Source organism: Vibrio sp. ABH4_348, assembly GCF_056159765.1.
Window position 1 is genome coordinate 39946 of sequence record NZ_JBSWVW010000002.1, and the last position, 13421, is coordinate 53366.

The 13421-nt window shown below is 44.4% G+C and carries 12 protein-coding genes; 3 read left to right on the top strand and 9 right to left on the bottom strand.

The genetic code is table 11. The features are described from left to right. Positions 1–20: 20 nt before the first annotated feature. The 4 genes from ACXAFJ_RS13765 to ACXAFJ_RS13780 form a co-directional block, all read right to left on the bottom strand. Entirely contained in the window at positions 21–1613 is a 1593-nt protein-coding gene (locus tag ACXAFJ_RS13765; protein WP_475324197.1) for an ABC transporter ATP-binding protein, read from the bottom strand. Next, positions 1610–2650, bottom strand: coding sequence for an ABC transporter permease (locus ACXAFJ_RS13770; RefSeq protein ID WP_475324199.1), 1041 nt, complete (start codon positions 2648–2650; stop codon positions 1610–1612). The genes ACXAFJ_RS13765 and ACXAFJ_RS13770 overlap by 4 nt, the downstream gene beginning before the upstream one ends. Before the next feature lie 16 nt (positions 2651–2666). Beyond that, positions 2667–3761 (bottom strand): microcin C ABC transporter permease YejB, encoded by a 1095-nt coding sequence (locus tag ACXAFJ_RS13775; protein WP_475324200.1) that lies wholly within the window; start codon positions 3759–3761, stop codon positions 2667–2669. 76 nt (positions 3762–3837) lie between these two features. Beyond that, the gene (locus ACXAFJ_RS13780) at positions 3838–5655 is read right to left on the bottom strand and encodes an extracellular solute-binding protein (protein WP_475324201.1); all 1818 of its coding nucleotides are present in this window, start codon (positions 5653–5655) and stop codon (positions 3838–3840) included. Positions 5656–5973: 318 nt separating this feature from the next. Between ACXAFJ_RS13780 and ACXAFJ_RS13785 the strand changes: the two genes are divergently transcribed. After that, positions 5974–6294 carry a heavy metal-binding domain-containing protein gene (locus ACXAFJ_RS13785; protein ID WP_475324203.1) on the top strand — a complete coding sequence of 107 codons (321 nt, stop codon included), beginning with the start codon at positions 5974–5976 and terminating at the stop codon, positions 6292–6294. A 68-nt stretch (positions 6295–6362) separates the two neighbouring features. On the opposite strand, the gene ACXAFJ_RS13790 is transcribed toward ACXAFJ_RS13785, so the two are convergent. The 3 genes from ACXAFJ_RS13790 to ACXAFJ_RS13800 all read right to left on the bottom strand — a co-directional run bounded on the left by ACXAFJ_RS13790 (position 6363) and on the right by ACXAFJ_RS13800 (position 9403). After that, positions 6363–6911 carry an NUDIX hydrolase gene (locus ACXAFJ_RS13790; RefSeq protein ID WP_475324204.1) on the bottom strand — a complete coding sequence of 183 codons (549 nt, stop codon included), beginning with the start codon at positions 6909–6911 and terminating at the stop codon, positions 6363–6365. 106 nt (positions 6912–7017) lie between these two features. Continuing rightward, positions 7018–8652 (bottom strand): methyl-accepting chemotaxis protein, encoded by a 1635-nt coding sequence (locus ACXAFJ_RS13795; protein ID WP_475324205.1) that lies wholly within the window; start codon positions 8650–8652, stop codon positions 7018–7020. A gap of 268 nt (positions 8653–8920) precedes the next feature. Further along, entirely contained in the window at positions 8921–9403 is a 483-nt protein-coding gene (locus tag ACXAFJ_RS13800; protein WP_475324207.1) for a GNAT family N-acetyltransferase, read from the bottom strand. Between the two features lie 51 nt (positions 9404–9454). Here ACXAFJ_RS13800 and manA point away from each other — a divergent pair, with 51 nt between their 5' ends. After that, a complete protein-coding gene (gene manA / locus ACXAFJ_RS13805; RefSeq protein WP_475324208.1) occupies positions 9455–10660 on the top strand; it encodes a mannose-6-phosphate isomerase, class I in 1206 nt (401 codons plus the stop codon). 36 nt (positions 10661–10696) lie between these two features. Here the strand turns inward: manA and ACXAFJ_RS13810 are convergent, their stop codons facing one another. Beyond that, positions 10697–11359: an SOS response-associated peptidase gene (locus ACXAFJ_RS13810; RefSeq protein WP_475324210.1), complete on the bottom strand. Its 663-nt coding sequence runs from the start codon at positions 11357–11359 to the stop codon at positions 10697–10699. Between the two features lie 63 nt (positions 11360–11422). On the opposite strand from ACXAFJ_RS13810, the gene ACXAFJ_RS13815 reads away from it, so the two are divergent. Continuing rightward, complete coding sequence (locus tag ACXAFJ_RS13815) at positions 11423–12421, top strand: 2-hydroxyacid dehydrogenase (RefSeq protein ID WP_475324211.1); 999 nt, start codon at positions 11423–11425, stop codon at positions 12419–12421. 95 nt (positions 12422–12516) lie between these two features. Here ACXAFJ_RS13815 and ACXAFJ_RS13820 read toward each other — a convergent pair whose 3' ends face one another. Continuing rightward, complete coding sequence (locus tag ACXAFJ_RS13820; RefSeq protein ID WP_475324213.1) at positions 12517–13419, bottom strand: EamA family transporter; 903 nt, start codon at positions 13417–13419, stop codon at positions 12517–12519. Positions 13420–13421: the final 2 nt, after the last annotated feature.

Sequence of the window (13421 nt, forward strand, 5' to 3'; positions counted from 1 at the left end):
CCCATTACATTCACAGCAGCTTACAATGCGGACAAATTAACCAACTCTTTTGTGTACTCGTGCTCAGGTGATGAGAACAACTTTTGAGTTTCACCGCTTTCCACAACAACACCTTGCTTCATAACGATCGTGTGATGACACAATGATTTAACGACGTTCAGGTCGTGACTGATAAACAAATAAGTCAATTGATAACGTCGTTGTAAATCTTTTAGCAGCTCTAATACTTGTGACTGCACGGTTCTATCCAGAGACGAGGTTGGCTCATCAAGCAAGATAAATTCTGGCTTTAGAATTAACGCACGAGCAATGGCAATTCGTTGTCTTTGACCACCCGAAAATTCATTGGGGTAGCGATGCCTTGTCTCGGGATCCAATTCAACTTCTCGCATTACGGAGCAAATTTGCTCGTCAATCTGGTCTTCTTCGAGTGTTTGATGGACACGTAACCCTTCGCCAATGACTTGAGCCACCGACATTCTTGGGTTAAGGGCAGAAAACGGGTCTTGAAACACAACCTGCATCTTGCTGCGATACGGCAGCATAGCTTTTCTGTCTAGGCTTTGGATACTGCTACCTTGATAGCGAATTCCACCTTCTGAATTGACCAGTCTAAGTACTGCCATACCTGTCGTGGATTTACCGGAACCACTTTCCCCGACTAAACCAATGGATTGGCCCGCCATAAGCTGAAAATTCATATCCGTAACCGCTTTAACATAACCTACGGTTCGTTTAAAAAGGCCGCCTGTAATTGGAAACCAAACTTTCAGGTTTTCAAGTTCAAGAAGTGGCTCGACGTGTTCAGACAACTCAACTGGTAAACCTTTAGGGTCTGAGTCAATCAGCTGGCGAGTATACGCGTGCTCGGGATGCGTAAAAATCTGTTCCGTATCGCCGGTTTCCACCAGCTCACCCTGTTTCATTACGGCAACACGGTCAGCAATGCGTCGAACAATACTGAGATCATGAGTGATAAACAGCATAGCCATACCCAATTCTTGCTGTAGATCCTTCAATAAATCGAGTATCTGCGCTTGAACTGAAACATCCAAAGCTGTGGTGGGCTCATCGGCAATCAAGAGTTCTGGCTCATTAATCAGCGCCATTGCTATCATCACTCGCTGTCGCTCGCCGCCTGAAAGCTCGTGAGGATAGGATTTAAGTTTTTGTGCTGGGTGACGAATACCCACTTTTTCCAGCCACTCTAGGGCTAATGCTTCGGCTCGGTTTTGTCGCAATCCACGGTGTATTGATACCACTTCAACCAGCTGTTTTCCGATTCGATGCAATGGATTAAGTGAAACCATCGGCTCTTGGAAAATCATGCCTATTCGACCACCGCGAACGCCGCGCATCACTCTTTCTGAACAGCTAACTAGGTTGGTGTCATCAAATTGAATCTTACCAGCAAGGAAGTGACTAGAGCCTTTGGGCAGCAAACGTAAAATTGAATTTGCAGTAACCGATTTACCCGAGCCACTTTCACCGACTAGTGCCAGTGTTTCACCCTTGTGTATCTCTAGTGACACACCTTGAGTGACCGTTCTAACCTGACCTTTGCGCCCAAACCCAATAGACAAATCATTGATCGACAGAATAGGAGTGTTCATCGCGCACCTCCATATTGGTTCGGATCAAAAGCATCTCGAACCGCTTCACCGATAAAGACTAACAATGTCAGCATCGAAGATAGAACCACAAACGCGGACAGTCCTAGCCAAGGTGCTTGTAAATTGGCTTTGCCTTGTGCCAGCAACTCACCTAACGAAGGCGACCCAACAGGTAATCCAAATCCGAGAAAGTCCAGTGATGTCAATGTCGTCACAGAGCCCGAGAGGATAAAGGGCATCATGGTCAATGATGCTACCATGGCGTTCGGCAGCATATGGCGCAGCATGATTCGACTATCATTCACCCCTAGCGCATGAGCTGCTTTGACATAATCAAAGTTGCGACATCTGAGAAATTCGGCTCTAACCACGCCAACCAGACCCATCCAGCTAAACAACACCATGATTCCCAGTAACCACCAAAAGTTAGGCTCAATAAAACTGGACAAAATAATTAACAAAAACAGTGTTGGCATCCCTGACCAAACTTCAATAAATCGCTGCCCTAATAGATCTAGCCATCCACCGTAGTACCCTTGACTCGCTCCTACCGCGACGCCAATGACACTCGACACGACAGTGAGTACAAAGCCAAACAATACGCTAATTCGAAATCCGTAAATAATCCGAGCTAATACGTCACGTCCTTTGTCGTCAGTTCCGAGTAGATTGACGTCATCAGGCGGAGAAGGTGCTGAAGCACTCATATCGTAGTTAATCGTATCGTAACTAAATCGAATCGGCGGCCAAACTAAACTGCCTTTTTCTTCAATCAATTCGATTACGTAGGGGTCGGTGTAATCGGCTTCAGTTTCAAATTCACCACCAAATTCCGTTTCTGCATAAGCCACTGCCACTGGGAAATACCAGTCACCATCGTATTTGACCCACAAAGGCTTATCATTGGCTATCAATTCAGCGAACAGAGTTAATAAGAAAATAATTGAAAAGATCCACAACGACCACCAACCACGCTTATTTGCTTTAAACCGTGCCCAACGCTCTTGGTTCAGTGGGTTTACATGTTTGGCACGCATAGCGAACAATCCCATATCAGCGAGCCTCAAAATCAATTCGGGGGTCAACCCACATATAGGTTAGGTCAGAAATAATGCTCAAAATTAGTCCCAACAGCGTCATTATGTACAAAGAGCTAAAGACAACCGGATAATCACGCTGAATAGTAGATTCAAACCCTAGTAAGCCAATACCCTCTAGAGAAAACATGACTTCAATTAGCATCGAACCGGTAAAGAAAATCGCGATAAACGCGCCCGGAAAGCCGGCAATAATGATTAACATGGCATTACGAAATACGTGCTTGTACAAAATGCTACGCTCATCTAATCCTTTAGCTCGCGCGGTCACCACATATTGCTTGTTTATTTCATCCAAAAACGAGTTTTTGGTCAGCATAGTCAGCGTGGCAAAACCACCAATTACCATCGCTAATATCGGGAGCGTCAAATGCCAGAAATAGTCGACGATTTTCTGCCACCAATTCAAGGTTTCAAAATCTGAAGAGACCAACCCTCGCAAAGGAAACCAATCTAGATAATTGCCACTTGCGAACACAATGATCAGGATTATTGCAAACAGAAATCCGGGTATCGCATAACCGACAATCACCACACCACTAGTCCAAATATCAAATCGCGATCCATGGTGAATAGCTTTGACGATACCTAGGGGAATTGAAATAAAATAGATGATCAGCGTGCTCCATAAGCCTAGAGACACAGATACAGGAAGCCGATCAACAATCAAGTCGATGACATTGCCACCGCGAAACAGGCTTTCTCCAAACTCAAATTGCATGTAGTTAACCAACATTTCGGTGTAGCGCTCGAACAAAGGTTTATCAAAGCCAAACTGCTGTCGAATTTGTGCCACAACTTCTGGGTCCATTCCACGTGAACCTTTGTAGCCAGTTGCGCTTGAATCATCCGGAAGTTCAGTATCCGATGACACCTCGCTCCCACCACCGGTAAAGCGATCCATAATGCCGGAAGACATACCTTGAGCTTGAGCAATGGCTTGCTCTACTGGCCCACCTGGCGCGATCTGAATGATAAAAAAGTTGATGGTTATGATGGCCCAAAGCGTAGGGATAACCAGCAACAGTCTTCTCAGGATATAAGCAGTCATATCAATCCTTTACTGCCGATTGAGTTGAGTCCGAAATGGTAGAGGGCGATTGTTCAGCTCGCCCTCTGCTAACGCGTTATCGACGTTTTTCTGGTAATTTTGCCGCTTTTTCTTCTGACACCCACCAGGTATCGGTTCCTAAACCGTATTTAGGCTTAATCGCAGGACGCTCAAACTTATCCCACGTCGCAACACGGTGCGTATTTGAGAACCAATTGGGCACGACAAAGAAGTTCCATTGCAGCACGCGGTCTAATGCGCGACCTAGATGAATCAGTTGCTCTGGGTTTTGCTGATTTTTGACTATTTGCTCAACCAAGGAATCAATCACTGGGTTTTTGACGCCAGCTCGGTTATAGGTAGAGTCGATGAAATCAGAATGCCAAACCTGTTGAAGTGACGGACTAGGATACACATTCGTCGAGTAACCCTGAGCGACCATGTCGTAGTCCAAGTCACGCATACGTTTCAAAAACTGTGTTGAATCGATAATTCGAATTTTCATATCAATTCCCATGCGCTTTAAGTTCTTTTGCATTGGAATAGCGATGCGTTCAGTCGTCGGTTGATAAGCAAGCAACTCAAACGTTAACGGCTCTCCCGTTTCGACATTGGTCATCACCTTATCTTTAAGCTCCCACCCAGCCTCTTTCAAAATGGCGATTGCCTTACGCATTTCACCTCGGATACGGCCAGAACCATCGGTCACATTGGGCTGGAATTCCTCGGTAAACACACGCTCTGGCAATTGATCTTTAAATGGGTCTAGAATTGCCAACTCTTCAGGACTCGGTAAACCTTTAGCTTCGTAAGGTGTATTCTGGAAATGGCTACGCAATCGTGCATATTGGCTATAGAACAAGTTCTTGTTCATCCATTCAAAGTCCATCCCATAGTTGACGGCTTCTCGAACACGAGGGTCACTAAATACGTCTTTTTGAACATTAAAGGTGAAGGACTGCATACGCGCTGGCATTTCGTGGCCAATCTCTTCTTTTTTGATATAGCCCTTATCAAAGTTCACGCCGGTATACGAATTAGCCCAGAACTTGGCGACATTCTCGATGCGCACATCAAACTCACCGGCTTTAAATGCCTCGAGCTGTACTGTCTGATCGCGATAGTAATCGTAGCTGTAAGACTTAAAATTGTTTCTGCCGACGTTAACCGGCAAATCTTTCGCCCAATAGTCTTCCACCAATTCGTAAGTTACTGACTGGCCCATTTTGTAATCAGTAATCTTGTATGCGCTACTCCCTAACGGCGGCGTGGTCAGTGGTTCGGAAAAATCCTTGTCTTGCCAGTAATGGGTAGGAAGTACGACGGTACCTTTAGCAAACCGCAACAGGACTTCTCTATCGGGTTTGTTTAACTCAATTCGAACGGTTTTATCATTGAGCGCCTTAACGGATTTGACGTCTTTGTAAATCGTTTTGTAAAACGACACCCCTTGGTCCCAAAACTTCTGGTGGGTAAATTCAACATCGTGCGCAGTAATAGGTTTGCCATCGTGAAATCGAGCATTCGGGTTGATGTCGATTTCCATCCAGGAATAATCGTCTTTGTAACGAGCGCGCTCAGCGATGAGCGGATAATAGCTGTCAATCTCATCAGACGGGGAAACAAACAACGGGTCGTATATAGAAACGGTGTCTTGAGCGGCATCTCCTCGCGAGGCAAAACGGTTGAAGCTGTCGAATGTGCCTGTCGCAGAATACGTTACATGACCGAATTTAGGGGCATCTGGGTTAACGTAATCAAAATGCTTAAAGTCTTCAGCGTACTTAGCTTCTCCGAATCCAACGATTCGAGTGGTTTCAATTACGGTTGCCGTAGCAGAAAAACTCGCTAAAACACACGCTAGGCTAAAACCTAGCCCTGTCCTTTTTACCATTCCTGTCTCCTTACACTTTCTCGTAGCGCCTTTTTTTAGCTACTTGTTATACGGCGCTTTTTGTTTTTAGAGTCCATTTAGCTGTTCAAAACACCCTCGTTTAACAAACTAATGTGAGAAGTGTTCATCAAAAGCAAACAATCTTTCATTACACTAATAAATCAACTACTTGTAAAAGTATAGATAAATTTCTTTGACCTGCATGTTCTATTGGTTAAGAAACTCGCGACATAAGGCCAATTACGTTGTACAACTTCGCTATATTGTGCGAAATCGGATTCTTGAATACTGTTCAGGTTAACTAAAAAGGAAACGTTAATGATTGTAACGACCACTCAAAATATCGAAGGCAGAAACATTACGGCATACAAAGGTGTAATCACAGGTGAAGCTATTCTTGGCGCAAACTTGTTTAAGGACATGTTTGCCGGAATTCGAGACTTAGTTGGCGGCCGCTCCGGAACTTACGAGCGCGAAATGGCCAACGCCCGTGAAATTGCTTTTAATGAACTTGAGCAAAAAGCACGCGACCTGCACGCCGATGCTATTGTCGGGATCGATATTGATTATGAAGTTCTAGGACAAACCAATGGAATGTTGATGGTTTCAGTGAGTGGAACAGCGGTAAATCTAGATTAGTTTTTTCCTACCACCTCTCATGCTGAGAGGTGGTAGATTTATTGCATTCTGCGTCGATTAACTCAGTGCTAGGCGACTTGATAGTTAGCGGAGAGTATTTCGTTGGCAATACATTTCAACACGTAAGTTTCGCGCTCGATGCTCAGCCCTTTTTTCTCGCTTGTTGCTATCGTGTTTTCATTGTGGGCAATGGCTTGATGAATGTTAACCCAACGTGCTGACATACCATTTTTGATTTCATAGTCTTCTAACTGAGTCTCACCCAACTCTCCTATCACCGAACAGGTGTAGTAATACGAAAACATATGTAATACGTCAGCATCATCTTTCCACCAAGGCCAGAACTCTTCATAAATTCCGTAAGGCGCTAAGTCGGTAACTTGCTGAGCTCCCGTTTCTTCTAGCAGTTCTCGCACAAGTGCCTGTTCAATGTTTTCACCTTCATCAACGCCACCACCGGGAAAACTAAAATCCTGATAGCGTTCAGTAAAAACTAACAACACGTCTTCACCACGCACGGCAATGGCTCTTGCGGCTTGACGGTGCCTTTTAGAAAGCTGCTCAAGATTGGCTAATTTGGGATGCACGGTAGTGCGCAAGTGTGGTGCAGAGATCATGACTAAGTCGCCGTTGGAAAAAGGGGGCGATTTTAACCAGAGCGATAAAAAAAGGCCAGTACCTCAAGTACTGGCCTTTACAAGGGAAACTAGAAAGTTGGGATGACTAAGCGAGTTTAAATCGATTAATGGTTGTCATTAACCCTTCAGAAACCTTAGTCAACTCAACACTCGCGCTCGCCATTTGGCTTGACTCTTCAGCAACTGACACAGACATATCTCGCATGCTGACCACATTGCGGTTGATGTCGTTAACCGTTACCGTTTGTTCTTCCGCGGCTGCCGCGATGTGTTGATTCATTTCCTCGATGGTTTGCACTTCGTTATTGATTCGATCCAGCGCTTCACCCGCATTGGTCGATAAGGTCGACGCGTTAGTCGCCTTATCAGAACTACGCTCCATTACTTTGACCACTTCTTCTGCGCCTAGCTGAAGTTTCTCGACGATGTTTTGGATTTCTAAAGTCGATTCTTGAGTGCGTTGGGATAAGGTTCTAACTTCATCTGCCACGACTGCAAAACCGCGACCCTGCTCGCCTGCTCGCGCTGCCTCGATTGCTGCATTAAGTGCCAACAAGTTAGTTTGCTCAGCCACACCACGTATTACTTCTAACACGGTATCGACGTTTCTGGCATCACTGGCTAGTTTCTCAACAATTCCGCTGGTTTGCTCAATCTCTGCAGCTAACTCATCAGCACCTTGCACATTTTGCTGCATGATGGCGCGACTGCCGCTAGTTTCTGTCGCGGCTTGTTTACTAGCGTCGTTGGCTTCTACCGTGCGCCCTGCTACTTCCTCTACAGTCGCTAGCATCTCTGTCATCGCCGTTGCCAGTTGGTCGACATCATTTTGCTGCTGGTTCAAGTTGCGGTCGATCTCATGTACCGAGGTGGTCAACTGGTTTGAAGCCGAAGACACTTGATTACCGGCGTCGCTTATACCCAACATAATTTGTTGGATAGAACTTAAGAACTGATTGAAGTAACGCGCCAAATACACAGTCTCACTGGTTCCAACCTCTTCTAATCGTTGGGTTAGATCCCCTTCGCCCTGCGACAACTCTTTCATTGCAGTAACGGTCTTCTTCAAAGGAGAAGTAATGGTTTTGATGAAATAAGCTACGATGACGGCTAAAAGCCCCAAAATGACAACTGTATTACCAGCCAAAGTAAGTTCAGCTTTTTGTATATCAGCGGCCAAAGCTTCCATATTAATACCGCTACCTATCATCCAGCCCCAGGGTTGAAACTGGGTGGCGTAACTGGTTTTAGGCTCAAACACGCTTGGATCGGAAGTGTTCCATTTGTAGTGAACGTAACCACCACCCTGTTTGGCAACTTTGTAGAGCTCTTTTACAAATTCAAACCCTTCCGCATCTTTGACCGGCATTATATTTTTGCCAATCAACCTTTCTAGACCAGCAAACTGAGTTCCATCTGGGCCGGCCATAAATACGTAGTTTCCGTTGTCATACTTCATGCCTTGAACTGCATCAATCGCGCGCTGTTTGGCTTCATCTTCAGTCATTTCGCCCGCTAAAAACTTACCGTGGAAATGTGTGACAATATTCAGCCCGCTGGTGACTAAGTTTTTAACACCGCGTTGATAGTTTTCATGCATTGCATCTCGGGTATTGACGGCCCCAAGAATCGTGTTACCAATTAAACCGACAGCAAATAGAATCAATATGGCCCAAGCTCGCCCGCGTATTGACGCCAAGCCAAGTGTTTGAATAATCATAATTTTCTTCCCCAGCCAACGTTCTAGTCGTTGGATTATTGTTAGTAACGCCTTGCAGAACCAAGCCAAGCCCGAGAAAGTTAATTCTTAGGTTAACTTTGTGATTAGCCGACACTACTCAATGATTCGCCTTTTAAACGTAGCAATAAAAACGTTGATAAATGTGAACTTATTAATAAAAACAAAGAAAATTATCCTTATTGATTAGTCGTTAAATTCAACCAACTGATTTTTAGATGACGGAGGAAATAAACTTTTGCACTAATTTTTAAGGAAGGGCTAAACGCATTATATGTTGTGGTCCAAAAGGCCCGCCATGGTATTTTTCTTTTGCTTCTAAAAAGCCGCAGCGGAGGTATAGGGAATAGGCAATCTCATTTTTACAATTAACTGTCAGTACCAGTGAATCTGCACGAGGACATCTTGCTTTAACGTATTCAGGTAATTGCAACAATGCCTGTTTCGCATAGCCACGACCTTGGTGATGTTGGTCGATGAAAAAGGCCCTAAAACCGACGTCCGTGTCACTGGCAAACTTATAGTCTTGGTAATAACCCTCATCCAACAAAAAAACGCCTACAACTTGTTCTTCCGCAAGTATGAGGTTCATCGAAACAGAATCAGTGATGCATTGCTTCACTTGCTCTATGGTTCCGACATAAGGCAATTGTGCCTCGGAAATTGATAATTTATTCAACTGATTGATTACATCATTGCTTACTTTCGCATCTAAGGGTCTGAGTGTTATCATGTGGCTTTCTCTATTTAATTTATAATAATTATATATTTATCGAGACCCTACATGTCCAACAATCAAATTCAATCTCAGAGCTTTTTCCTATTAGATAACCTTATACAAGACTATGCGTGGGGAAGTACCGACGCCATGTCCACCCTGTTTGGCTTTGACAACAACGAAAACAAACCACAAGCCGAGTTGTGGATGGGAGCACACCCAAATGGCTGCTCACGTACTCATTTAGAGGGTCAATCTGTATTACTTTCTGAACTCATTGGCGCCAACCCTGAGCACCATTTATCAAAACGTGTATTCACTCAGTTTGGGGAACTGCCCTACTTGTTTAAAGTTCTCGCGGCTGAGAAAGCGCTATCAATTCAAGTTCATCCGAACAAGACGCAAGCAGAATTAGGATTCGAAAAAGAAGAATCTGCTGGCATCGAAAGGTCCGCAAGCAATCGTAATTACAAAGATCCCAATCATAAGCCAGAGTTGGTTTACGCTTTGACCCCGTATCAAGCAATGAATGGCTTTCGCAGCTTTTCTGAAATTGTTGAGAATTTACATGAATATTCGGTACCCAAAATTCAAACGGTGACTAAAGCGTTTATTGAACAACCAAACTCTGACAACCTAAAAAGCCTGTTCGAACAACTATTACAGCTAGACGGCGATGTAAGAGATCAAGCCGTCGAGCAGTTACTTACTGTCGCAGCTGAAAAGCGAGAGACAGAGTTAGGCTCTATTATCCTGAGTCTTGCCAATCAGTATCCAGGTGATATTGGGCTGTTTTCACCACTTCTTCTCAACGTGATCACACTTGAACCCAACCAAGCCATGTTTTTGGATGCCAATACGCCACATGCCTATATTCATGGAACGGGCCTGGAAATTATGGCCAACTCCGATAACGTGTTGCGAGCAGGCTTAACTCCCAAGTACATGGATGTGAATGAACTCATTGCTTGCACTTCTTTTGAACCAAAACCTTTTGAACAGTTATTAACCGAACCCAAGGGTACAGACCCCGAGTGTATTTTTGAAGTACCCGTTAACGACTTTAAGTTCGCCGTTATACAAAACGCTGTTAATTTCTCTGTGCAAGGTGGACAACCAGAAATTTGGTTTGCGATCGATGGTGAGTTAAACCTTGAGACAGAATCTGGTGAATCTTTGACCTTGTCAAAAGGCCAATCGGCTTATATTCCTGCCTACGTGCAGCAGTTTGTAGTAAGTAGTTCGGGTCGAGCGGCAAGAGCTTACTGTTAGTCCGTAGCTAATTTGCGAGGCTTGCTGTCTTAATCTTTAAGACGCAGCCTCGATCATCAATTCTTGGTGATACTGGCTATCTAACAAAGGATACGCCGCTTGGTAGGATTGATTTAACCACATTGGTACTTGTTCCGAATTTAGAACTAAGGGCATTCTATGGTGGTAGTCTGCGCACTGCGTATTAGCTTGCGTCATCAGAATCACCGCTTTGTCGCCTTGATCAAGTCCAATCGCCGCTAGGTACAGTGGTTGTTGGTTATCATTGTGGAACAAGTATTTTGTCTTAGTTTCACCTTGAGTTGCCCATTCATACCAACCAGAACACGGAATAATGACTCGATTGGTGAAAAATCCTTGTTTAAACGTAGGCTTAATGTCGACAGATTCACTTTGCGCATTAATGATCACCTTTTTCGCCCAATGGGGTTTAACACCCCAAGAAAAGGATTGTTGCTGATAGTTCGCTGAGATTGAATCGGTTCCAGCGCGCTGCGTAAATCCTTTCACTGCTTGGGTTGGACACAAGTCAGCATTGGACTCGAGCTTGAGCTCCAAACCTAATTGCTCAAATACTTGTTGAGCTAAAGGGTTGTCTATTACATTCAGTCGTCCACACATTATCTCTTTCCCATTAGCCGCGATACCCACATAAACGTCTATCACACTAGTGAAACCTAGTATCCACAACTCATTCATGGTTTATTTTCAGTTGTAAACGCGGTTCAATGTCAGCAGTTATTTTATTACAAGGGCTTAGCCATGATTCACGTCGCTTTTTTTAGCTCAATGCCATATGACGAACAGTCGTTCAAGCAATCCAATCACTTCGACAGTTTAGAGTTACACTTCCATGATTTCCAGTTAACCACTAAGACCGCCCAACTTGCAGCTGGTTGTCAGGCCGTTTGTGCTTTTGTTAACGATGACCTTTCCGCTCCTGTGTTAGAAGCGCTTGCTCAACACGGTGTTAAATTAGTTGCAATGCGCTGCGCAGGTTACGACCGAGTGGATTTAGCCGCTGCAAAATCCCTTGGTCTACAAGTCGTTCGGGTTCCTGCGTATTCCCCAGAATCGGTAGCAGAGCATACCGTGGGTTTAATGATGACGCTGAACCGCAAACTTCACAAAGCCTATCAGCGCACTCGCGATGCCAACTTTGCATTACATGGTTTGGTGGGCTTCAATTTCCATGGCAAAACTGCAGGTGTGATTGGTACCGGCAAAATCGGTTTGGCGACGATTCGTATCCTTCAGGGCCTTGGTATGGAAATTCTGTGTCATGATCCCTACCCGAGTCAGGACGCGATCGACCTTGGCTGTCAGTATGTGGACAAAGCAACGTTATTTAAAAATAGTGACATTGTCACGCTCCATTGCCCTATGACGCCGGAGAATTTCCATCTGCTTGATGCGGATGCTTTTGAGCAAATGAAAGATGGCGTTATGATCATTAACACCAGCCGTGGAGAACTGCTTGATTCCGTCGCAGCAATTGATGCTCTCAAATCAGGTCGTATTGGCGCACTTGGATTGGACGTTTATGAGCAAGAAAAAGAGCTATTTTTCAAAGACAAATCGTCTGATGTGATTGTAGATGACGTTTTCCGTCGCTTATCGGCATGTCACAACGTCCTGTTTACTGGGCATCAAGCATTTTTAACCAAGGAAGCTTTGGGGAACATTTCCGATACAACACTCAACAGCATTCACTCGATTTTAGTTGACCAGCAAAGCAGCGGTAATGAGTTGATTGTTTAGAAAGTTCTGAGCTTTCGAGCGAACGTTTACAGCAAGGGAAATTTTGCTGTTTCAGATCCAAAAAGAGGTCGAATTCGACCTCTTATTTTTACAACTCAGCTCGCGGCCGCTTTTTCTTTTAAACGTTTCCGTCTTGTTAGCGGAATCGTGACCATTCCGGTCATTAACACGACGCCAATAACAAATAACACGCTTGAGATAATCTGCATTTGAGTAAAGACCTCACCGAAAAACCAATAGCTGCAGATACAACTAACCACTGGCGTCAACAGAGTAGCGGGTGCCACCATGGAAATTGGGTATTTTGACAACATTTTGTTCCAGACCCAATACCCCAGTATTGTGGTTGGATAAGCTTGGAACAAAATTGATAACCATGCGTTTTGGTTTAACGAAACGACTTGGTCAATCAAATAGCTAGTGCCATTGGTCGCAAGCACAATACAAATCAGCGGAATCGGCGCAAATGCCATACCCCATACACTAAATGCAAACACACTTTTCGCTTTGGCCTTTTTAACAATGACGCCCACCAGTGCCCAAGAAAGCGTTGAGATCAAAATATAAACCAATCCAGTGGTATTGATCTGTCCTTCGGTACTCAATAGCAAAATAGTAAAGCCACACACTCCGATTAATACGCCAATCCATCGACTCAGTGTTAATCGTTCTTTGAAAAAGAACATGCCTGCCGCAATGGTGAAAATTACGTTAAGTTTCATTAAAACCGAGGCCAAGCCGCTTGCAATACCAGTTCCAATGGCGGCAGTAGCCATACCCCATACTCCGGTTCCAAAAAAAAACCCGTAAGCAAGTAGGTAAACCCAAAGAACATCGGGCTTTTTGACAAAAAACACCAATGGAAATGCGGCGAAAACAAATCGTCCTGCTATCAATACCCAAGGGTCCGTATTGTTTACACCCAACTGAATAATGATGTAGTTAAAGCCCCATAACGCCATCACGCTATAGAGAATTAGCGCATCTTTTGCTTTCATAA